Raw genomic sequence first — 20,587 nt, forward strand, 5'->3', positions numbered from 1 at the left:
AAACCGCCACGGCGGTTCTCAGTCGTGGGAATGGCCATGGGCGTGATTGCTGTCATGCGGATGGTGATGTGGTGCCATGGGGCCGGGGTCGACGGGCGTGTGGTGGCCTGCGGCATGGGCGGCGTGCAACTGCCGCACCCAGTCGCACAACTTCTCGATCGTGTCGGGATGCTTGCGCGACAGCGCCAGGACGGGTTTTCCTTCGCGCGCGCCCTCGGCGTCCGCGACCATTTGCGCTACGTCCACATCGACGTGCGGGCCGAGGTCGATCTTGTTGATGATCAGAAGGTCGGCCCGGGCGATCCCCGGCCCGCCCTTGCGCGCCACGTCGCCGCCGCCGGCCACGTCCAGCACGAAAAGCTGGGCATCCACGAGCGCGGGCGAGAAGGTCGCCGTCAGGTTGTCGCCGCCGCTTTCCACCAGGACGATGTCGAGGGGGGCGAAGTCGCGTTCCATGTCCTCGACGGCCATCAGGTTCATGGTGACGTCATCACGGATCGCCGTGTGCGGGCAGGCGCCGGTCTCGACGGCGCGGATACGCTCTTCCGGCAGGACGCCCGCCGACTTCAGGAAGCGCGCGTCCTCGTCGGTGTAGATGTCGTTGGTGATGACGCCGAGGGCGAACTCGTCGCGCAGATGGCGGCAGAGCGTGGCGATGACGGAACTCTTGCCCGTACCGACGGGTCCGGCAACGCCGAGGCGCAGGGAGCGGGGTGTCTTTTCGGTCATGGGTCTCTCCTCGAGATCAGGCGGCCCAGGGGGCGCCAAGGTCCTGCACGCCCCGACTGAGCAGACGCCGCAGGGCAAGGCTGTCGGCGGCGATGGCGGCGATGGCGACGGCGGGGCCGGCCAGCGGGGTACGTGCGGCATCGCGGTGGAAGGGCAGCGCCGGCGGTGCGTCATCGACCCAGACCGGATCGACGACGATGACCGATCCGACAGCGCCCGCGTCGCCGAGGATGGCCGGGCCATCCGCGCCTTCGGCCCCGGGCCCGAAGCGCAGCCGCTGGTCGTAGAGCGGCAGGCCGCCGCGGGTGATGCGGAGACGGCTCGCGAAATCGCCAGGCATCTCGCCATGACGGCCGAGGATCGCCTCTTCCCGCAGGATCATGCGGGCATCCGGGGCGATCTCGATGCGGATATCATGCTCGTGGTCGCAGCGGTGCGCGGCGATGATCGGCTCCGGCCACCAGACGAAGGTGGCGCCGCTCTCGACGCGAATGTCGACAGCCGTGCGGGAGCGGCCTCCGGTGGCGCCCGGCAGCACCAGCATGGCCGACACCTCCTGCAGAACCAGCGTGCTCCCCCCGCCCACATGGATCGACAGGGCGTAGTCGTCGCCGCCGAGCGGCCCGGCCGTGCCCGCCGCCAGCGAGACGCGGGCCACGTCGGGGCGGCGATGGGTCAGCGGCTCGGCACCTTTGGGGTGCGAGGGGCGCAGCACGAGCGGCCCGTCCGAACGCAGCGCGCGGATGCGGCTGGCGCCCCCGGACAATTCGGTCGCCAGCGCGGCGCGGGCGGTCATTCGGTTGGCGAGGCCGACGGGTTCAGGAGGCGAAGAGACGTACATGCGTTCTCCGATGATGCTCGGCGGCGATATCGGCCAGGGGCGATGCGGGCGCGGGCAGGTCGCAGGCGGGGCCGGCCGCCGCCGCCGCGGCCTCTCCGGCCAGCCGGTCGAGCCGATCCGCCATGCGCGCCAGGATGGCATGCACCTCGAACGGATCGACGCGCAGCACCTTGGCGGCGGCTGCCGCCGCGCCCGAATTGGTCTCATGCAGGATGGCCAGGGCCGCGTCGCGCGGCCCGAGGCCCAGCACTGCCGCCGCCACACCCATCACGATCGGTTGGTGCGGCGCTGCGCCCAGGGTGGCGTAATGCGGATGGGGGTGGATGCCCGCCATGGCGCGACGAAGCTGCCGCCCGAGATTGCGCGAGACCGTGCGCAGTTCGGGCGACGGAATGCGCGCGTCGAGTTCGGCTTCGAGCCCGGACAGGTCCGACAGGTCGTCACGCGCCGCGCGACTGCAGGCAGCGGCGGCAAAAGCGGCAGCGGTCAGCCCGGCCGTCTCGGCGCGCCCGATCAGGAACCGCTCCACCCCGGCCATGTCGGTGATGCGGCCGGCCGTCACCGCCGGCTCCAGCCCGCCGGAATGGGCATAGCCGCCCGCCGGCAGGCGACCGTCCGCCAGCAGCAGAAGCGCCGCCGATCCTCCCGCGGCCCGCGCCATTCAGAACAGGAAGTACCGTTGCGCCATCGGAACCTCATGCGCGGGCTCGTGATCGGCGGTCTCTCCGTCGATCCTGACCTGATAGGTGTCCGGGTCGACCTCGATACGCGGCAGGGCCGTGTTCTCCGGCATGTCCTCCTTGCCGCGCCCCCGGGTGTTCTCGATGGCGACGAACGTGCGGTTCGTGTTGATCCGGTCGGGCAGCCCGTCGTCCATCGCCGGCTGCGACACGAAGGCGAGCGACGTGGCCCCCGCGGCCGGCGAATGGACGTTGAACCCGGTCCGCTCCATCACCGGCTGCGGCGTCGGGATCGAGGCGTTGGGATCGCCCAGCGCCGCCGTCGCCACCATGCCGCCGGTGAACACCGTATGCGGACGCACCCCGAAAAGCGCGGGCTGCCACATCACGATGTCGGCCTTCTTGCCCACCTCGATGGACCCGATCTCGCGCTCCATCCCATGCGCGACGGCGGGGCAGATCGTGTATTTCGCCACGTAACGCCGCGCGCGGTGGTTGTCGGCGCGGTCATCGCCGGGGGCGGAGCCGCGCAGCTTCTTCATTTGATGCGCCGTCTGCCAGGTCCGCATCACCGTCTCGCCGATGCGGCCCATCGCTTGTGCGTCCGACGACATGATCGAGATTGCGCCCATGTCCTGAAGGATGTCCTCGGCCGCGATTGTGCCCGCGCGCACCCGGCTTTCGGCGAAGGCGAGGTCGTTGGGAACCTGAGGGTTCAGGTGATGCGCGACCATTACCATGTCGAGATGCTCGGCCACCGTGTTGCGGGTGAAGGGCCGTGTCGGATTCGTGGAGGCGGGGAGGACGTTCCGCTCGCCCGCAATGGAGATGATGTCGGGCGCGTGTCCGCCGCCCGCGCCCTCGGTATGGAAGGCGTGGAAGGTGCGGCCGTCGACCGCGCGCAGCAGATCCTCGACGAAACCCGCCTCGTTCAGCGTGTCCGAGTGGATCGCCACCTGCACCCCGGATTCCTCGGCCACCGACAGGCAGGCGTCGATGGCGGCGGGCGTGGCGCCCCAGTCCTCGTGCACCTTGAAGCCGCCCACGCCGCCGCGCAGCTGCTCCCACATCGCCTCTTTCGACATGGTGTTGCCGCGGCCAAGGAAGAGCACGTTGACCGGCCAGGGGTCGAAGCCCTCCAGCATCCTCTCCATCCACCAGGAACCGGGCGTGGCCAGCGTCGCCTTCGACCCTTCGGTCGGGCCGGTACCGCCGCCGGTCACGGTGGTGACGCCCGCGGCCAGGGCGACTTGCAGCATCTGCGGGCCGACGAAATGGACATGCGTGTCCACTGCGCCCGCCGTGGCGATCAGACCGTTGCCCGCCATGATCTCGGTCGAGGGGCCGATGACCAGCGCCGGGTCGATCCCGTCCATCGTGTCCGGATTGCCCGATTTGCCGATGCCGACGATGCGCCCGTCGCGGATGCCGATGTCGGCCTTGATGACGCCCCAGTGATCCAGGATCACCGCGCCGGTGATGACGAGGTCGGGCGTGCCGTCGGCACGGGTATGCGAGGACTGTCCCATGGATTCGCGGATCGACTTGCCGCCGCCGAAGACGGATTCGTCCCCCCCGCCCGAGCGGTCCTCCTCGACCTCGATGGTCAGGCAGGTATCGGCCAGCCGGATCCGGTCGCCTTTGGTCGGCCCGTAGGACGCGACGTACTCGCGGCGATCAATCCTTTGCATCGTCAAGCCCCCCTCGGCATTCCCCGCGCAGGCCCAGCACCACGCGCCGCCCCATGATCGGGACCAACTCCACCTCCTCGACCGCGCCCGGCTCGAACCGCTCCGCCCCGCCCGACAGCACTGCAAGACGCTTGCCCCAGGCCGCGGCCCGGTCGAATTGCAGCGCCGGGTTCACCTCGGCGAAGTGGAAATGCGAGCCGATCTGGATGGGGCGGTCGGAGGTGTTGGCCACGCGGATCGTCGTGACTTCCATCCCCTCGTTGATGACAACGTCGCCCTCGCCATAGAGGATCTCGCCGGGGATCAGCGGATCGGTCCCCTCGTCGAGCGGCGCCTCCGACTGCCGGCGCGGGGCCTGCCGCGTGCCGCCGCCGGGGCGGCGCGGCTCGCTCGGGGCGCTGACGCCGGAGGACCGGGTCTGCTCGGGCGCCTCCGAACTGGACCGGTCGTATTCGCGACCCGGATCGTCGGTCGGATACCGCGGTCTCTCCTCGGTCTCGGCGGGTGACAGGTTGTCGGCCACGAGCCGGGCGAAGGGATTGAGCTTGCCTGTCATCGGATCGGCTCCGTCACGGTGACGAGCTTGGTGCCGTCGGGAAAGGTGGCCTCGACCTGGATCTGGGCGATCATCTCGGGCACGCCTTCCATGACGTCGTCCCGCGTCAGGACGTTGCGACCCGATTCCATCAGGTCCGTCACCGTCTCCCCGTCGCGCGCACGTTCGAGAAGGTAGGAGGTCAGCCGCGCTGTCGCTTCCGGAAGGTTGAGCTTCAACCCCCGCTCACGACGCTCCAGCGCAAGCTTTCCGGCCGTGTAGACCATCAGCCGTTCCTGCTCTTGCATGCTGAGCAACATGGACGTCCCCTTTCGGGCCTGAATTGCAATTCACCTTCACCGTGAAGGTGCGGCGTCCCGGTGTCACCCCCTAATTGCGCTCCGCCGCCGGGAAGGATCTGCCAGCCCGTCCAGCTTCTTGCCTAAGTCCGGAGCGCGGTTGCCATCGTGATCCCTCGACGGCACAAGGTCGCGCTGACCGTGGCGTCCACGAAGGAGCGTACGTCGCCCCGCCCGGCATGCAGACCGGAGCCGAACGGGGGCCGGCCTGGCCATGATGGGCGGCCCCTGCAGATGGCTCATGTTGCGGCAGTGTTCGCAATGGCTGGAACGGCACTTGGGCCCGAACAGGGCGGACCTACTGGCGCGGATCCCGAGCGGAGCGGAGCCGATCGGACATCATATGATCTGGTCAGTTCGAAGATCGATCGTGTTATGATAGGCGTTAAAAACATCGAAAGGGGAGGCACGCGCAACGCCACGCGCTCCGCTTGGACCTTCGCTGTCTGCCTCATACGGGAGGACACATCATGCGGCAGGAAGCGGACCATATCGACAAGGTCATGCGCGCGGTCGAATCCCGGTCGGACGCGGCGCGGTCACCCGTCGCCGCGTCCTGGCGGCGTTCGATGGAACATCACGGTCTCGATACCGCCAGAGGCAAGGTGCCTCATGTGGTCGAGGCGCGCGAACTGGCGCGGCGTCGGGATGAACTCGGGGAATTCCTTGCAATGGCGATGCCGAAGCTGGACCAGCTATTCGCGCTCGTCGGTGCATCGGGCTGCGGGGTTCTGCTGACCGACGCGACGGGGATCGTGCTCGACCTCAGATGCGCCGACGCGGATGCCGAGATCTTTCGCGACTGGGGTCTGCGCCCCGGTGCCGACTGGAGCGAGGCGCACGAGGGCACGAACGGGATCGGCACCTGCCTGGCCGAGAGGCGCCGGGTCACCATCCATCGCGATGATCATTTTCTGGCACGGAACACGGTGCTCAGCTGCATGGATGCGCCGATCTTCGGTGCGGACGGGCATATTCTAGCGGCACTGGATGTATCCTCCGCGCGCGTGAACGAGACCGAGGGGTTCAACCGGCTGTTATCCGCCGCGGTGTCCCAATATGCCCAGACCATTGAGAACCTTCATTTTCGGGCGACCTTTCCCGATGCGCGGATCATCCTGGCCGACCCGGACGGGGCCGACGCAACGGCGCTGCTGGCTGTCGACGACAATGATCTGGTGATCGGGGCCACCCGCTCTGCTCGCCGTGTCTTCGGGCTTGAGTCGGTCGGCCCGCTCAAACTGCGCCCGTCGGTGGACCTCTTCGGTCGGGGCGACGGCCCGACGGGCTTCGAGAAGGCCGAACGGGCCGCGGTCGTGCGCGCCTTGGTGCGCGCGGACGGCAACGTCTCGCAGGCGGCCCGGGTGCTCGGAATCGGACGCGCCACCCTCTACCGGCAGATGCACAAGTTCGGCATCGAAAGGTAGGACCGGCCGAGTGTCTCACTGTCGAGACACCACGACCTGTCCATCTTGCCCGGCTGTATTCGTCGCTCTGCACCTTTGTGGCAGGCTGATGCCGAACCGGGAGGGAGCTCCGGTTGATCAGCGGAGGAAAACCATGAACGAGATGAGCAAACCCGAAAGCCTCTACGCCTCGCCCTTCAGGGACCGGTACGACAACTTCATCGGCGGCAAGTTCGTCGCTCCGGTCGACGGGGCCTATTTCGAGAACGTCACCCCGATCACCGGGCAGACAGTCTGCCGGGTCGCGAGATCGGGCCCGGCCGACGTGGAACTGGCACTCGACGCCGCGCATGCCGCGAAGGCACAGTGGGGAGCTACCTCCGCTACGGAACGGGCGAACGCACTGCTCCGGATCGCGGACCGGCTGGAGGAGAATCTCGACCTTCTGGCGCAGGCCGAAACCTGGGATAACGGCAAGCCGATCCGCGAGACGACAGCCGCGGACATTCCGCTCGCCATCGACCACTTCCGGTATTTTGCAGGGGTACTCCGGGCCCAGGAAGGCACGATGTCGCAGATCGACGCGGACACCGTGGCCTATCACTACCATGAACCCCTCGGCGTGGTGGGGCAGATCATCCCATGGAACTTCTCGATCCTGATGGCCGCTTGGAAGCTGGCCCCGGCGCTGGCGGCGGGGAACTGCGTCGTGCTGAAACCGGCCGAGCAGACCCCGGCGGCGATCCTCGTGCTGGTCGAACTGATCGCCGATCTGCTGCCCGCCGGCGTGCTGAACGTCGTCAACGGCTACGGCGCCGAGGTCGGCGGCGCATTGGCCGAAAGCCCGCGCATCGCCAAGATCGCCTTCACCGGGTCGACCGAAACGGGCCGCAAGATCATGCAGGCCGCGACAAGGAACCTGATCCCCGTGACGCTGGAGCTGGGTGGCAAATCGCCCAACGTCTTCTTCTCGGACATCATGGCCGAGGATGACGCGTTCCTCGACAAGGCGGTCGAGGGTTTCGTGCTGTTCGCGTTCAACCAGGGCGAAGTCTGCACCTGCCCCAGCCGCGCACTGATCCAGGAAGATATCTATGAGGCGTTCATCGAACGCTGCATCGCGCGCGTCAAGGCGATCAAGCAGGGCGATCCGCGCGACATGGAAACCATGGTCGGCGCACAGGCCAGCGAGGAGCAGCGCGACAAGATCATGTCCTATTTCACCATCGGCGTCGACGAAGGGGCCGAGGTGCTGACGGGCGGCGGTCTGGCCGACGTTCCGGACGACATAGCGGGCGGCTTCTACATCGAGCCCACGATCCTGAAGGGCCACAACAAGATGCGCGTCTTCCAGGAGGAGATCTTCGGCCCCGTCGTGTCGGTCACGACCTTCAAGGACGAGGCCGAAGCCTTGGCCTTGGCAAACGACACCATGTACGGCCTGGGCGCCGGTGTCTGGAGCCGGGATGCAAACCGCTGCTACCGCATGGGCCGCGGGATCGAAGCGGGCCGTGTCTGGGTCAACAACTATCACGCCTATCCCGCCCATGCTGCTTTTGGCGGATACAAGCAGTCGGGCATCGGGCGCGAGAACCACAAGATGATGCTCGACCACTACCAGCAGACCAAGAACATGCTGGTGAGCTACAACCCCAACAAGCTTGGATTTTTCTGAAGGAGAAGAAGTGATGTCGAAAACGATGAAAGCGGCCGTCGTCCGCGAATTCGGTGCCCCTCTCCGGATCGAGGAAGCGCCGATCCCAGAGGTCGAGCCCGGCATGATCCAGGTCGCCATCCAGGCGTCCGGCGTTTGCCACACGGACCTGCACGCCGCCGAGGGGGATTGGCCCGTCAAGCCCAAGCCACCGTTCATTCCCGGCCATGAAGGGGTCGGGTTCGTCTCGGCCGTGGGCAAAGGTGTGACCAACGTGAAGGAGGGCGACCGCGTCGGGGTGCCGTGGCTCTATACCGCCTGCGGCCATTGCCGCCATTGCCTTGGCGGCTGGGAGACGCTCTGCGAAAGCCAGCAGAACACCGGCTATTCGGTAAACGGCGGCTTCGCGGAATACGTCCTCGCCGATCCCGACTACGTCGGCCACCTGCCCGATAACATCGGCTTCAACGAGATCGCGCCCGTTCTCTGCGCGGGCGTTACCGTCTACAAGGGCCTCAAGATGACCGATGCCCGACCGGGCGATACGGTCGCCATCTCGGGCATCGGCGGGCTCGGGCACATGGCGGTCCAATACGCCGTCGCCATGGGTTTCGATGTGGTCGCGGTCGATATCGACGATGCCAAGCTCGACCTCGCGCGACGCCTCGGGGCCAAGATCACCGTGAATGCCCGCACGAGCGAAGACCCCGCTGCCGAGGTCAAACGCGAAACCGGCGGCGGCGTTCAGGGTATCCTGGTCACGGCGGTCAGCGAAAAGGCGTTCGAGCAGGCCATCGGCATGGTGGATCGCGGAGGCACCGTCGCACTGAACGGCCTGCCGCCGGGTGACTTTCCGCTCAACATCTTCGGTATGGTGCTGAATGGCGTCACCGTGCGCGGTTCCATCGTGGGCACGCGGCTCGACCTTCAGAAATCGCTCGATTTTGCAAGCGACGGAAAGGTGAAAGCCACCATCGAAACGGCCTCCCTGGAGGACGTCAACACGGTCTTCGACCGGATGAAGGCGGGCAAGATTGAAGGCCGGATGGTCATGGATCTCTCGGCCTGATCCGAACGCCGCGGTCGGCCCAGGTCTAGACGGGCCGACCGCCACGAACACGACTGCGCGAAGGCCAGAGCCGAACATGCAGCCTGTTCCTCGGGAAGGAGTGTCCCCATCGCCCTGTCCCGAGGTCCGATGATATTCGCCTGCAACGACAGGGTCAGGCGACGCCCTGCAAGACGGGCGGCCCTGCTCCTTTCGGCTTCGGACTTATACAGCGCGAGATTGTCGTTCAGCCAAGTGCAAGGTCGTCAGCCATTTTCCAGACACGGCTTTTCACCGACGCAACAAACCACTCCAGACCACGTCACCCGCACTCCGAGAACCCGCAGGCGGCGCAGACGGCACAGCCTTCGACCATCCGCAGGTCGAAGCTGCCGCAGTTCGGGCAGGTCGGTCCGGGCGGGGTGACGGCAGCGTGGTCCGCATCGGCCAGCGGGGGCGGCACGGGGTCGGTGCGAAGGCCAAGCCCCTCGGCGGCAATGACGCCCGTCAGGATCATGTGGCGTTCGATCACCCCGCCGATCGCAGCCAGGATCGACGGGACATAGCGGCCCTGCATCCATGCCCCGCCGCGCGGGTCGAAGACTGCCTTCAATTCCTCGACCACGAAGGACACGTCGCCGCCACGTCGGAAGATCGCGCTGATCATCCGCGTCAGGGCGACGGTCCATGCGAAATGCTCCATGTTCTTGGAGTTCACGAAGATTTCGAAGGGCCGCCGCTGGCCGTCCTGCTCGATATCGTTGATCGTGATGTAGAGCGCATGTTCAGAGGCGGGCCACCTGATCTTGTAGGTCTCGCCCCCCAGCGTCGCGGGTCGGTCGAGGGGGGCGAAATCCTGCACCTCGCCCTGACGCGGGGCGGGATCGACCGACAGGACGGATCCGGTGGTCGCGTTCGGGCGATAGGTGGTGCAGCCCTTGCAGCCCTGGTCCCAGGCCTGAAGGTACACGTCCTTGAAGGCATCGAAGCCAATGTCGGCGGGGACGTTGATCGTCTTGGAGATGCTGGAATCCACCCATTCCTGCGCCGCCGCCTGCATGGCGACGTGGTCTGCGGGCGCGAGGTCGGCCACGGATACGAAGGCATCGGGCAGGGGAGCGTCGCCGTGCATCTGGCGCCAGAGTGCGACGGCATGGTCCTGCACCGTCTCCTCGGTCCGGGTGCCGTCGGGTTGCAGCACCTTGCGGGTGTATTCGTGGGCGAAGATCGGTTCGATCCCGCTCGAGACATTCCCGGCGAGCAGGCTGATGGTGCCGGTGGGCGCGATGGAGGTCAGGAGCGCGTTCCGCAGGCCGTGGCGGGCGATGGCTTCCTGCACGTCGGGGTCGAGCCGCTGGATCATGGGCGCGGCGAGGATGGCATCGCGGTCGTAAAGGGGGAACGTCCCCTTCTCCTCCGCCAGCCGGGCGGACGCGCCGTAAGCCGCGTTCGCGATCCGCCGCAGCCAGTCCGACGTCGCGGCGACCGCCCCCGCCGACCCGTAGCGCAGCCCGCACATCGCCAGCGCATCGGCCAACCCGGTGACGCCAAGCCCGATGCGGCGCTTCGCGCGGGCCTCCTCCGCCTGCTGCGGCAGGGGAAAGCGGGACACGTCGACGACGTTGTCCATCATCCGCACGGCGGTCGCCGTCAGATCGACCAGCGCATCGGTGTCGACGTGTGCGCCGTCGGTAAAGGGCCCCTCGACCAGCCGCGCGAGGTTGATCGACCCCAGCAGGCAGGCGCCATAGGGCGGCAGGGGCTGTTCGCCGCAGGGATTGGTGGCAGCGATGGTCTCGACATAGGACAGGTTGTTGGCGGCATTGATCCGGTCGATGAAGATCACCCCCGGTTCGGCGTAGTCGTAGGTCGCGCGCATGATCCGGTCCCACAGGTCGCGGGCGCGCAGCGTGCGGAAGGTGCGGCCGCCGAAGACCAGCGGCCAGTCGGCGTCGGTGGCCACGGCCTCCATGAACGCATCCGTCACCAGTACCGACAGGTTGAACATCCGCAGTCGCGCGGGGTCGGATTTGGCGGCGACGAAGGCCTCCACATCCGGGTGATCGCAGCGCAGGGTGGCCATCATCGCTCCGCGCCGCGACCCGGCCGACATGATGGTGCGGCACATCGCGTCCCAGACGTCCATGAACGACAGCGGGCCGGAGGCATCGGCCGACACCCCGCTGACCGGGGCGCCGCGCGGCCGGATCGTGGAGAAGTCGTATCCGATCCCGCCGCCCTGCTGCAGCGTCAGCGCGGCTTCGCGCAGGGCGGAAAAGATGCCGGACATGCTGTCCTCGATCGTGCCCATGACGAAGCAGTTGAACAGCGTGACGGACCGCCCCGTGCCCGCCCCGGCGACGATGCGCCCGGCGGGCAGGAATCGGAAATCCCGCAGCGCGTCGAGGAAGCGCGGTCGCCACGCGTTCGGGTCGTCCTCCGGCACGGCGAGGGCGGTGGCGATACGGGTCCAGGTCGCGTCGATGTCGTCGTCGATGGGATCGCCTCCTGCATCCTTCAGCCGGTATTTCATGTCCCAGATCCGTTCGGCGATGGGGGCGGCGAAGTCTGACATGGCGACACATTCCGGGGCGGCTGGTTGCGGTGGGGGGCTGAGGGTCTAGATATACCGCAACGGCGGGAAATTCACATGATCAACCTCATCAAGCTCAGCGTCGGCAGCGAAACCATCGAGGGGCTGACCGCCTGGCAGGCCGACAGACGGGCAAAGGCGGCGGACGGCAACCCCCGCCACGTCACCCGCATGTGGCCCAAGCGCGGCGACGAGGTGCTGGACGGCGGGTCGATCTACTGGGTCATCAAGGGCGCGATCCTGTGCCGCCAGCCCATCCTGCGGTTCGACGAGGTGGTGCGCGACGACGGCATCCGCCGCTGTGGCCTGATCCTGCGCCCGGGCCTGATCCCCGTGGTTCCCGTGCCGAAGCGTCCGTTCCAGGGCTGGCGGTATCTGAACCCCGAGGACGCGCCCGCCGATATGGATCCGGCCCGTGCGGCCGAGGCGCGGCTGCCGGCGGAGCTGTCGGTGGCGCTGGCCGAGATCGGGGTGCTGTGACCGTCACGGTCCTGGGCGCGGGGGCCATCGGCCTCTGGGTCGGGGCCGAATGGGACGCCGTGCTGGTGGGACGACCGCATGTCGCGCGCGATCTGGCCCAGGGCCTGCGCCTGACCGGGGACGGACGGGACCGTCGGGCCGCGCCGCGCATCGAGGGTCCAGAGGCGCTGGCCCGCGCCGACCTGATCGTCGTGGCGGTCAAGGCCACGGCGCTGGACGGTGCCATCGACGACATGCGGCGTCACGCGAAGCCCGGCGCCTCCGTGCTTTGCCTGCTGAACGGCCTCGATCCCCTGTGGCGTCTCGGCGCGGGCTTGCCAGGCCGGGACATCCGGGCGGGAATGGTGCCGTTCAATGTCGTCTGGAAAGGCCCCGTGCATCTGCATCGGTCAGGTGCGGGGAAGGTGGCGGTCGAGGACGCCGCCGATGTTCCCGCCCTGCCGGGCACCGTGCGGAGGCGCGACATGGCGGAGTTGCAGCACGGCAAGCTGCTGGTGAACCTCGTCAATCCGGTCAACGCGCTGTCGGGGATGCCGGTGAAACGGATGCTGTCCGACCGGGCATGGCGCGACATCTTCGCCGCCGCCCTGTCCGAGGCCATTGCCGTCTTCGACCGCGCGGGCGTCGCCTTCGTGCGGGCGGGGCCGGTGCCGCCGCGTCTGGCGCCGATGCTGCTGCGCCTGCCGGATGCCGTCTTCACCAACGTCCTGCTGCCGCTTCAGGGTGTGGACGACGGCACCATGACGTCGATGGCGCAGGATCTGGCGGCCGGGAAACCCACCGAGATCGACACGCTGACAGGCGAGGTCGTGTGGCTGGCGGGCGAGGGCGGCGCGCCGGTCAACGCGGGGCTCGTCCGGTTGATGCATGAAGCCGAGGCGGGCGGCCGGCGGCAGTGGACGGCGCCCGACCTGCGCGCCGCGCTGGGCCTGGACGACTAGAGCGCCCCCGACCGTCCGACCCTGCGGCCCGAAAACAGGCAGCCGCCCAGGAACGTCCCCTCCAATGCGTTCCAGCCGTGGTAGCCGCCGCCGCCGAAGCCCGCCGCCTCGCCGCAGGCGAACAGGCCCGGCACCGGCGCGCCATCCGCTCCGAGGCACCGGCCGTCCAGGTCGGTCAGAAGCCCGCCCAGCGACTTGCGCGTCAGCACATGCAGGCGCACGGCGATCATCGGCCCGTGCCGGGGGTCGGTCAGGCGGTGCGGCCGCGCGGTCCGCATGAACCTGTCGCCTCGGTGGTTCCGCATCGCATGGATCGCCATGACCTGTCCGTCCTTGGAGAAAGGGTTGTCCATCTGGCTGTCGCGCGCCGCCACCTCGGCCCGGACGCGCGCCGGATCGACGTGTTCGTCCTTGGTCACCATCTCCACGATCAGCCCGTCGAGATCGTCCGCCACGACGAAATCGGCCCCTCGTTTCTTGAACGCCTCGACCGCCGGGGTGGCGCGGCGGTTCAGCAGGCGGTCGCGCAGCACCATCCGCCAGTCCTTCGACTCCAGATCGGGGTTTTGCTCCGATCCGGAAAGCGCGAACTCCTTCTTCGCGATGGTCGAGGTGGTGACGAACCAGCTGTGGGCGTGGCCCGTGGCCAGGATCGCGCGCAGCGTCGCCATCGTGTCGAAGCCCGGCAGGCAGGGCATGGGCAGCCGGCGGCCCGTGGCGTCGAGCCAGAGCGACGAGGGGCCGGGCAGGATGCGGATGCCGTGGTGCGGCCAGATCGGGTCATGGTTCGCGACGCCCTCGGTATAGTGCCACATCCGGTCGGCGTTCACGACCTCCGCGCCTGCCGCTGCCGCGGTGTCGATCATGCGGCCGTCCACATGCGCGGGCACTCCCGACAGCATCGACGCCGGCGGATCGCCCAGCCGGTCGCGGGGCCAGTTGCGCCGCACCATGTCGAAATTGCCCCCGATTCCGCCCGAGGCCACGACGACGTTCGGCGTGGCGATCGCGAAGAGGCCCGTCACTGCGCGGGTCGAGGAGGCGCCGCGCCGCGCGTCGTCCTCCTCCAGCACGTCCCCCGCCACGCCGGTGACGGCGCCATCCGCCATGTCGAGGCGCGTGACCCGATGACGGAAGCGCAGGTCGATCCGCCCGTCGCGCGCATGTGCCATCGCGCGGTCGACGAAGGGCGCGATGACCCCCGGCCCCACGCCCCAGGTCAGATGGAAGCGTGGAACCGAATTGCCGTGCCCGCCCGCGAATCCGCCGCCGCGTTCGGCCCAGCCCACGACGGGAAACCAGCGCATCCCCATCCCGTGCAGCCAGCCGCGCATGTCGCCCGCGGCGAAATCGACGAAGACTTCGGCCCAACGGCGGGGCCAGGCGTCTTCCGCTCGGTCGAAGGCCGCGCTGCCCAGCCAATCTGCCATGGCCAGGTCGCGGCTGTCGCGTATGCCCATGCGCCGCTGTTCCGGCGTGTCCACCATGAACAGCCCGCCCAGCGACCAGAAGGCTTGCGCGCCGAGGTTCTGCCGCCCCTCCTGATCGACGAGGGTGACGTGGCGGCCCCGGTCCGCCGCCTCGACCGCGGCGACGAGGCCCGCAAGGCCCGCGCCGATCACGATGATGTCCGTCATGCCCGACCCTCCCCAAGCCACAGCCAAGCCCGGACGGGCGCGGCGTGCAAGCCTGTCGCAAAACGCCGCTGTCCGGTCGGCGGCGATTGCCCATCGCCGCGTGGATGGGCCAGAAAGACGGCAGGGCATCGGAAGGGACATGCGCATGAAAACCCACGTCAGGGCACTCGTCGTCGGCGGCGGTGCGGTCGGCACCAGCATCGCCTATCACCTGGCGAAGGCCGGATGGGACACGATGCTTCTGGAGCGCGACGAACTGACGTCGGGGTCCACCTGGCATGCGGCGGGCCTGCTGCCCTATTTCAACATGGGGTACGCCACCAGCCACATCCACGACTATTCGATCCGCTTCTACAAGACGCTGGAGGAGGAGACGGGCCTCAACCCCGGCTTCTCGGTCGTGGGCAACCTGCGGATGGCGCAGACGCAGGCGCGGATGGACGAGTACGAGCTTTACGCCTCGCTGGCCGAAACCGTGGGCATCCCGCACGAATGGCTGACGCCCGCCGACATCGCAGACCGCTATCCGCTGGTGCGGACGGACGACCTGGTGGGGGCGATCCTTCACCCGACCGACGGCTACATCAACCCCGCCGACGTCACGATGGCCATGGCGCGGGGCGCGCGCCAGCACGGCGCCACGATCGAGCGGCGCTGGCAGGTCGACGGCTACCACTGGACGGGCGAACACTGGGACGTCACCGCGACGCGGATGGTGGAACGGGGCGGCAATCTCGTGGCATCGGACGAACAGGTCACGATCCACGCCGAACACGTCGTCACCGCGACCGGCAACCACGCGCAGCGGACGGCGCAGCTTCTGGGCATCAAGACGCCCGCCATCGTGGTCGAGCACCAGTACATCGTCACCGAGCCCGACCCCGCGCTGGTGGAATGGCGCAAGTCGAACCCCCAGCACCCCGTCCTGCGCGATGCCGACGCCAAATGGTACGTGCGCGAGGAACGCGGCGGCTGGATCCTCGGACCGTACGAGCAGAACGCGCCCGCGCGCTTCCCCTTCGGCGTGCCCGACAGCTTCCGCGCGGACCTGTTCCCGCTCGATCTGGAGCGGATCGAGCAGGAATACATGTCCTTCATCCATCGCATTCCGAGCAGCGAGAACGCCGGCCTGAAGGACGATTTCAACGGTCCGATCTGTTACACGCCAGATGGAAACCCGCTGGTCGGCCCCGCGCCTGGCCTGCGCAACATGTGGCTGGCCGAGGGGTTCAGCTTCGGCATCACGGCGGCCGGCGGCACCGGGCACTACCTCGCGCAGATGATGACCTCGGGCGAGGCCGAGATCGACATGGCCTCGCTCGACCCGCGGCGGTTCGGCAAGTGGATGACGACCGAATACGCCATGCGAAAGAACGAGGAAGCCTACGACCACGTCTACGTCCTGCACCACCCCGACGAGGAACGCCCCGCCTGCCGGCCGCTCAAGACCGCGCCCTGCTATGACCGGATGAAGGCGCGAGGGGCGCAGTTCGGTTGCGTCAACGGGTGGGAACGGCCGAATTACTTCGGACCGCTCGATGCGCCCGACAGCTTCGACCACGACAGCCGCTCCTTCCGGCGCGGGGCCTGGTGGGGCCATGCCGTGACCGAGGCGAAGGCGATCCGCGAAGGCGTCGGCATGATCGACGCGACGGCCTTCACCAAGCACATGCTGCGCGGGCCGGGAGCGGCGGCGTTCCTCGACTGGTTCACCACGAACAAACTGCCCAAGGTGGGCCGCATCAACCTGACCTATGCGCTGACGGAGGCGGGCACGACGCGGACGGAATACACCATCGTCCGGCTGGCGGAAGATACGTTCTACCTCGTGTCGGCGGGCGCGTGGCAGGCCTATGACAGCGATTTCCTGGCCAAGGCGGTCAACGACAAGGTGAATGACTTCGGACCGATGTGGCTGGACGATTGCACGGGCGCGCATGGCGTCTTTGCGCTGGCCGGGCCGCGGGCGCGGGATGTGCTGCGCGACCTGATCGTGGCGCCGGACCCGACATTCGCGCTCTCCAACAAGGGCTTTCCCTGGCTTTCGGCGCGGCGGATCGAACTCGGCATGGTGCCGGTGAACGCGATCCGCGTGGCCTATACGGGGGAACTGGGGTGGGAGCTGCATCACCCGATGGAGATGCAGAACCACCTGTTCGACCGTCTGATGGCTGCGGGCGAGGCGCATGGGCTGACGTTGGTGGGCGCGCGGGCGCAGAACTGGCTGCGGCAGGAGAAATCGTATCGCGCCTTCGGCACCGAACTGGGCCGCGACGCGACGCCGCTCGAGGCTGGGCTGGACCGCTTCGTGGACCTGTCCAAGGACTTCCACGGCAAGGCCGCGATGGAGGAGACGGGCATCCGCTCCAAATGCGTCACCCTACTGATCGACGGGCCGGATGATGCCGACCCCTGGGGGCGCGAGGCGCTTTATGCGGGCGACGACAGGGTCGGGCGTCTGACCTCGGGCGGCTATTCCGTGGCCTTCGGGCGCAGCATCGGCATGGGCTACGTCCGCCCCGACCTGGCGGTGCCCGGCACGCCGCTGCAGGTGCGGATGCAGCGCGCTCTCTGGGAGGCCGAGGTGACGGAGGACAGCCCCTACGACCCGACCAATGCCCGCATCCGTGCGGACGGCTAGGGCGGCGGCTTTCCTGGCAGCGGCGGTGGTGATTGGCGGGCTGGTTCGGCACGCCGTCGGGCCCGTCGCGCCGATCACCGTGCACGTCAGCGGCGACGGGGCCGTGCAAGTCGCGGCGCGGGTATTCGACGGGGCCAATCATGTGCGCACGGACGACCCGCACAGGGCCACGGTGCAGATCGTGACGTTCCGGCGCTGGCAGAACCTCGAAGGCCTGAGCGACGTCATGGCGCTCTGCGGCCGGGCCTGCGACGGCGGGGCGGATGTCGTGGTGCTGCGGCGGCCGGCGATCAACGGAGCGACGCGGATCGTGTTGATCGACCTCGGCGCGATGGGTGGCGGGGCGGCCCTCGACGTCGGGCGACCCTTGCCGCCGGCGACGCTCGATTGCGCCATGAGGGCCATCGAAGGGGCAGGGTCCTGCGACGGCATCAGCCGCAAGGTGGCCTGGCGCCCCCGCCTATGGTCGCCCAAGCCCGGGCGATCATAGACGCGGCAGCGGGCCGAGCGGGATCGCACCCAAGCGCATCTGACCGCCCGCCAGCGTGAGGTCCATCGTCACGCGCCCGTCGTCCGCCGTCATCCCCGCCAGACCGGCCGCGATAAGCGGCACACAGTCGGCGGGCACCACACCCAGGTCCGCAGCCAGACGCAACGCCGTCGCGGCGCCTTCGACCTCCAGCAACAGGGTGCCTTCGGGGATGCCGTCGGACGCCACGATCACGTCGCCTGTCACCTTCACCCGCAGGTCGCCCCACGCCACCGTCGCGCGCCGCAGGGTCAGCGCCTCCGGCCGCGGTTGCCGACCGACGCCCGGCGCCTCGGTCAGGGTGATCTGCGCGTCGATGTCGATCGCCCCGATCGTGTCGGGCAGGGCGGCACCCGGATCCAGCTGGGCGCGCAACTCCGGCAGAAGGCCGATGTCGGCCAGCGAGACGGCGAGGTCGTGCACCCTGTCGGACCCGGCTTGGCGGGTCGCCACCTGGCCCTGGCGCAACGTCGCGCCGAAGTCGCCATCGGTCACGGAAAGCCGGTCAGCCACCAACGTCGCATGGTCCAGCACCGGGCGCCGCGACGGCGTGACGGTGACGGAGGCGCGCAGGTCTTCGGAGGTGATCGTGAAGGGCGCGAAAGGCGTTGCCACTTCCATCCGGTGCGGCGCCACGAGGATCGCCTTGTTGGGCCGGTAGGACAGGGCGATGATCTGCACGAAGGGCGCGGCCCAGCCGACTGCGCCGTCGGGCGTGGTCACGCGCGGGGATGTGACGGTCGTGTCGAAGCGGCTTGGAAAGCCCGCGACCGACAGGTCGCCATAGGCGATGTCCCAGCCGGACGCACGGGCCGAGGCGATTGCCCCGGTGGCCCCGCGTTCCAGCGCGCGCGACCCCACGATCCACCAGCCGCCCCACAGCACCGCCGCCACCGCGACCAGGATCGCCAACCATTTCGCCACCGCACTCACCCTCTTCCGATTTGCACCGTCCCGGTCTAACGGGGGCGGGCGCGACGCGAAAGGACGGACGATGGCGGCATCCAAGGAACTCTGGGTCTTCGGCTACGGATCGCTGGTGTGGAATCCGGGGATCGCCGTGGCCGAGACGCGGCGTGCGACCCTGCGCGGGTTCCGCCGGAGGTTCTGCATGTGGTCGATCCATCATCGCGGCAGCCTGACCGACCCCGGCCTCGTCCTTGCGCTCGAGCCCGGCGAGGGCGCCGCCTGCGAGGGTATCGCGCTGCGCGCCGCCGATCCCGACGCAGCGCTGGCCGAGTTGCGCGAACGCGAACTGGTCTCCGCCGCCTATCACGAGCGGGGGCTGATGCTGTCCACCGACGCGGGCGACCTGCCGGCCATCGGCTACGTGGTCGACACCGCCCACGACCAGTACGCCCGCGATCTGAGCCTCGACGAACAGGCGCGGATCATCGCCCATGCCGTCGGTGGACGGGGTCCGAACCATGAATATCTGTCGAACACGGCCCGCAGCCTCGCCGCGCTCGACATCGACGACCCCGACCTCGAATGGCTGGTCGCGCGGGTGCAACAGATCAGGCAGCAGGCCGGGCGCCCGCTTGTGACGGCGAAGCCGCCGGTCTAGTCTCCGCACCTGAACGGCAGGGGCCCGCGAAGGGGCCGGAGACCGGGGGCAGATGGCACGCGAACCTCTCGACACTGCGACGCAATTCTCGCAGCCCATCCGCCAGATCGTGCAGATGCTGCTTGTCCTGGGTCTGGTCGGTGCCGGAGTCACACTGGCCTATCCGCAGGTCGCGCCGATCTTCGCGGCGAACCCCTGGCTCAACGGCACGATCATTGCGGTCTTCGTTCTGGGCGTGCTGGCCTGTTTCGCGCAGGTGTTCCAGCTCTTCTCCTCGGTCAGCTGGATCGAGGGTTTCGCCGAGAACCGCCCCGGTCACGACATCACCCGCCCGCCGGGCCTGCTGGCACCACTGGCATCGCTGCTGCGGTCGCGGTCGGCGCGCAGCCAGATCTCGTCCACCTCGTCCCGCTCGATCCTCGACTCGGTCGGCGCCCGGATGGAGGAAGCGCGGGACATCACGCGCTATATCGTCAACACGCTGATTTTCCTGGGGCTTCTGGGCACGTTCTGGGGTCTGGCCACCACCGTCCCGGCCGTCGTGGACACCATCCGCAGCCTGAACCCTGAAAGCGGTGAAGGCGGCGTGGCGGTCTTCGGGCGGCTGATCGGCGGGCTGGAATCGCAACTGGCGGGCATGGGCACGGCCTTCGCCTCGTCTCTGCTGGGTCTGGCCGGATCGCTCGTCGTGGGCCTGCTGGAGCTGTTCGCAGGCCACGGCCAGAACCGCTTCTACCGCGAGATGGAGAACTGGCTGTCGTCGATCACCCGCGTGGGCCTTGTCGGCGACGGCGGCGAGGAGACCATCGACCAATATTCGCTGGCGGCCGTCCTCGACCACATGAACTACCAAATGGAGACCCTGGGCGACATGTTCGCCAAGGCCGAGGCCGGCCGCCTGACCAGCGACGCGCGGATGGCATCGCTCTCGGACGCGGTGGCCGACATGGCCGCGCGTATGGAATCGGGCGGCGCGACGGCGGCCGCGCTGAACCGTGTGGCCGAGGGGCAGGAGAACATCGTCGCCGTTCTGGAAGGCGGGTCCGGCGGCGAGGGCGGCATCGACGCCGAAAGCCGCATGCGCCTGCGGTCGATCGACGTGCAGCTTCTGAAGGTCTTCGAGGAGATGCAGCAGGGCCGCCAGTCGGCCATCGATGACCTGCGCGGCGATCTGAGCGCGCTGACGCGGACGCTGCGACAGTTGAACCGCCAGGTGCAGGCGACCAGCGGCCAGGTCATCGAAGGGGACGGCTGAC

18 protein-coding genes are annotated in these 20,587 nt (G+C 68.5%); 9 read left to right on the forward strand and 9 right to left on the reverse strand.

The features are described 5' to 3' along the window. Window positions 1–18: 18 nt before the first annotated feature. The 6 genes from ureG to JAN5088_RS00940 all read right to left on the reverse strand — a co-directional run bounded on the left by ureG (window position 19) and on the right by JAN5088_RS00940 (window position 4,796). A complete protein-coding gene (ureG, locus tag JAN5088_RS00915; RefSeq protein ID WP_055680917.1) occupies window positions 19–729 on the reverse strand; it encodes an urease accessory protein UreG in 711 nt (236 codons plus the stop codon). Window positions 730–745: 16 nt separating this feature from the next. After that, complete coding sequence (locus JAN5088_RS00920) at window positions 746–1,570, reverse strand: urease accessory protein UreD (protein ID WP_082429740.1); 825 nt, start codon at window positions 1,568–1,570, stop codon at window positions 746–748. After that, the gene (locus JAN5088_RS00925) at window positions 1,548–2,231 is read right to left on the reverse strand and encodes an urease accessory protein UreF (RefSeq protein WP_055680919.1); all 684 of its coding nucleotides are present in this window, start codon (window positions 2,229–2,231) and stop codon (window positions 1,548–1,550) included. Before JAN5088_RS00925 ends, JAN5088_RS00920 begins: the two co-directional genes overlap by 23 nt. After that, window positions 2,232–3,941, reverse strand: coding sequence for an urease subunit alpha (locus tag JAN5088_RS00930; protein ID WP_055680920.1), 1,710 nt, complete (start codon window positions 3,939–3,941; stop codon window positions 2,232–2,234). It abuts the gene before it with no gap. Continuing rightward, entirely contained in the window at window positions 3,928–4,248 is a 321-nt protein-coding gene (locus JAN5088_RS19010) for an urease subunit beta (RefSeq protein WP_055681134.1), read from the reverse strand. The genes JAN5088_RS00930 and JAN5088_RS19010 overlap by 14 nt, the downstream gene beginning before the upstream one ends. A 245-nt stretch (window positions 4,249–4,493) precedes the next feature. Next, on the reverse strand, window positions 4,494–4,796 hold the full coding sequence (locus JAN5088_RS00940; RefSeq protein WP_055680921.1) for an urease subunit gamma: 303 nt from the start codon (window positions 4,794–4,796) through the stop codon (window positions 4,494–4,496). A gap of 509 nt (window positions 4,797–5,305) precedes the next feature. Between JAN5088_RS00940 and JAN5088_RS00945 the strand changes: the two genes are divergently transcribed. From JAN5088_RS00945 to adhP, 3 genes are all read left to right on the forward strand, one after another. After that, window positions 5,306–6,262 carry a GAF domain-containing protein gene (locus JAN5088_RS00945; protein WP_177220034.1) on the forward strand — a complete coding sequence of 319 codons (957 nt, stop codon included), beginning with the start codon at window positions 5,306–5,308 and terminating at the stop codon, window positions 6,260–6,262. A 133-nt stretch (window positions 6,263–6,395) separates the two neighbouring features. Beyond that, window positions 6,396–7,916 carry an aldehyde dehydrogenase gene (gene adh, locus JAN5088_RS00950; RefSeq protein WP_055680922.1) on the forward strand — a complete coding sequence of 507 codons (1,521 nt, stop codon included), beginning with the start codon at window positions 6,396–6,398 and terminating at the stop codon, window positions 7,914–7,916. Between the two features lie 13 nt (window positions 7,917–7,929). Beyond that, window positions 7,930–8,964 carry an alcohol dehydrogenase AdhP gene (gene adhP, locus JAN5088_RS00955; RefSeq protein WP_055680923.1) on the forward strand — a complete coding sequence of 345 codons (1,035 nt, stop codon included), beginning with the start codon at window positions 7,930–7,932 and terminating at the stop codon, window positions 8,962–8,964. 301 nt (window positions 8,965–9,265) lie between these two features. On the opposite strand, the gene JAN5088_RS00960 is transcribed toward adhP, so the two are convergent. Further along, window positions 9,266–11,518 carry an adenosylcobalamin-dependent ribonucleoside-diphosphate reductase gene (locus tag JAN5088_RS00960; protein ID WP_055680924.1) on the reverse strand — a complete coding sequence of 751 codons (2,253 nt, stop codon included), beginning with the start codon at window positions 11,516–11,518 and terminating at the stop codon, window positions 9,266–9,268. 75 nt (window positions 11,519–11,593) lie between these two features. On the opposite strand from JAN5088_RS00960, the gene JAN5088_RS00965 reads away from it, so the two are divergent. Together JAN5088_RS00965 and JAN5088_RS00970 are read left to right on the forward strand one after the other, a co-directional pair. Beyond that, window positions 11,594–12,016 (forward strand): DUF1489 family protein, encoded by a 423-nt coding sequence (locus JAN5088_RS00965; RefSeq protein WP_055680925.1) that lies wholly within the window; start codon window positions 11,594–11,596, stop codon window positions 12,014–12,016. After that, a complete protein-coding gene (locus tag JAN5088_RS00970) occupies window positions 12,013–12,957 on the forward strand; it encodes a 2-dehydropantoate 2-reductase N-terminal domain-containing protein (protein ID WP_055680926.1) in 945 nt (314 codons plus the stop codon). The genes JAN5088_RS00965 and JAN5088_RS00970 overlap by 4 nt, the downstream gene beginning before the upstream one ends. On the opposite strand, the gene JAN5088_RS00975 is transcribed toward JAN5088_RS00970, so the two are convergent. Further along, window positions 12,954–14,594: an FAD-binding dehydrogenase gene (locus tag JAN5088_RS00975; protein ID WP_055680927.1), complete on the reverse strand. Its 1,641-nt coding sequence runs from the start codon at window positions 14,592–14,594 to the stop codon at window positions 12,954–12,956. The genes JAN5088_RS00970 and JAN5088_RS00975 overlap by 4 nt on opposite strands. A 145-nt stretch (window positions 14,595–14,739) precedes the next feature. On the opposite strand from JAN5088_RS00975, the gene JAN5088_RS00980 reads away from it, so the two are divergent. Together JAN5088_RS00980 and JAN5088_RS00985 are read left to right on the forward strand one after the other, a co-directional pair. Then, complete coding sequence (locus JAN5088_RS00980) at window positions 14,740–17,235, forward strand: GcvT family protein (RefSeq protein ID WP_055680928.1); 2,496 nt, start codon at window positions 14,740–14,742, stop codon at window positions 17,233–17,235. Continuing rightward, window positions 17,210–17,725 (forward strand): hypothetical protein, encoded by a 516-nt coding sequence (locus JAN5088_RS00985; protein ID WP_055680929.1) that lies wholly within the window; start codon window positions 17,210–17,212, stop codon window positions 17,723–17,725. The genes JAN5088_RS00980 and JAN5088_RS00985 overlap by 26 nt, the downstream gene beginning before the upstream one ends. Here JAN5088_RS00985 and JAN5088_RS00990 read toward each other — a convergent pair. Next, window positions 17,720–18,688, reverse strand: coding sequence for a DUF2125 domain-containing protein (locus JAN5088_RS00990; protein ID WP_055680930.1), 969 nt, complete (start codon window positions 18,686–18,688; stop codon window positions 17,720–17,722). The two genes, JAN5088_RS00985 and JAN5088_RS00990, sit on opposite strands and share 6 nt — an antisense overlap. Before the next feature lie 70 nt (window positions 18,689–18,758). On the opposite strand from JAN5088_RS00990, the gene JAN5088_RS00995 reads away from it, so the two are divergent. Then, window positions 18,759–19,331 carry a gamma-glutamylcyclotransferase gene (locus tag JAN5088_RS00995; protein WP_055680931.1) on the forward strand — a complete coding sequence of 191 codons (573 nt, stop codon included), beginning with the start codon at window positions 18,759–18,761 and terminating at the stop codon, window positions 19,329–19,331. Between the two features lie 52 nt (window positions 19,332–19,383). Continuing rightward, on the forward strand, window positions 19,384–20,586 hold the full coding sequence (locus tag JAN5088_RS01000) for a biopolymer transporter ExbB (RefSeq protein ID WP_055680932.1): 1,203 nt from the start codon (window positions 19,384–19,386) through the stop codon (window positions 20,584–20,586). Window position 20,587 lies beyond the last annotated feature (1 nt).

The organism is Jannaschia rubra (genome assembly GCF_001403735.1).
In the GTDB taxonomy this organism is placed as follows: domain Bacteria; phylum Pseudomonadota; class Alphaproteobacteria; order Rhodobacterales; family Rhodobacteraceae; genus Jannaschia; species Jannaschia rubra.

Excerpts from the sequence above, each read along its gene's own strand:
- JAN5088_RS00995 (WP_055680931.1), top strand. The coding sequence starts at position 18,759 with ATGGCGGCATCCAAGGAACTCTGGGTCTTCGGCTACGGATCGCTGGTG.
- JAN5088_RS00945 (WP_177220034.1), top strand. The coding sequence starts at position 5,306 with ATGCGGCAGGAAGCGGACCATATCGACAAGGTCATGCGCGCGGTCGAA.
- JAN5088_RS01000 (WP_055680932.1), top strand. The coding sequence starts at position 19,384 with ATGGCACGCGAACCTCTCGACACTGCGACGCAATTCTCGCAGCCCATC.
- adhP (WP_055680923.1), top strand. The coding sequence starts at position 7,930 with ATGTCGAAAACGATGAAAGCGGCCGTCGTCCGCGAATTCGGTGCCCCT.
- JAN5088_RS00940 (WP_055680921.1), bottom strand. The coding sequence starts at position 4,796 with ATGTTGCTCAGCATGCAAGAGCAGGAACGGCTGATGGTCTACACGGCC.
- JAN5088_RS00965 (WP_055680925.1), top strand. The coding sequence starts at position 11,594 with ATGATCAACCTCATCAAGCTCAGCGTCGGCAGCGAAACCATCGAGGGG.
- JAN5088_RS00930 (WP_055680920.1), bottom strand. The coding sequence starts at position 3,941 with ATGCAAAGGATTGATCGCCGCGAGTACGTCGCGTCCTACGGGCCGACC.
- JAN5088_RS00975 (WP_055680927.1), bottom strand. The coding sequence starts at position 14,594 with ATGACGGACATCATCGTGATCGGCGCGGGCCTTGCGGGCCTCGTCGCC.
- adh (WP_055680922.1), top strand. The coding sequence starts at position 6,396 with ATGAACGAGATGAGCAAACCCGAAAGCCTCTACGCCTCGCCCTTCAGG.
- JAN5088_RS00920 (WP_082429740.1), bottom strand. The coding sequence starts at position 1,570 with ATGTACGTCTCTTCGCCTCCTGAACCCGTCGGCCTCGCCAACCGAATG.
- JAN5088_RS00925 (WP_055680919.1), bottom strand. The coding sequence starts at position 2,231 with ATGGCGCGGGCCGCGGGAGGATCGGCGGCGCTTCTGCTGCTGGCGGAC.
- ureG (WP_055680917.1), bottom strand. The coding sequence starts at position 729 with ATGACCGAAAAGACACCCCGCTCCCTGCGCCTCGGCGTTGCCGGACCC.
- JAN5088_RS00980 (WP_055680928.1), top strand. The coding sequence starts at position 14,740 with ATGAAAACCCACGTCAGGGCACTCGTCGTCGGCGGCGGTGCGGTCGGC.
- JAN5088_RS00985 (WP_055680929.1), top strand. The coding sequence starts at position 17,210 with ATGCCCGCATCCGTGCGGACGGCTAGGGCGGCGGCTTTCCTGGCAGCG.
- JAN5088_RS00960 (WP_055680924.1), bottom strand. The coding sequence starts at position 11,518 with ATGTCAGACTTCGCCGCCCCCATCGCCGAACGGATCTGGGACATGAAA.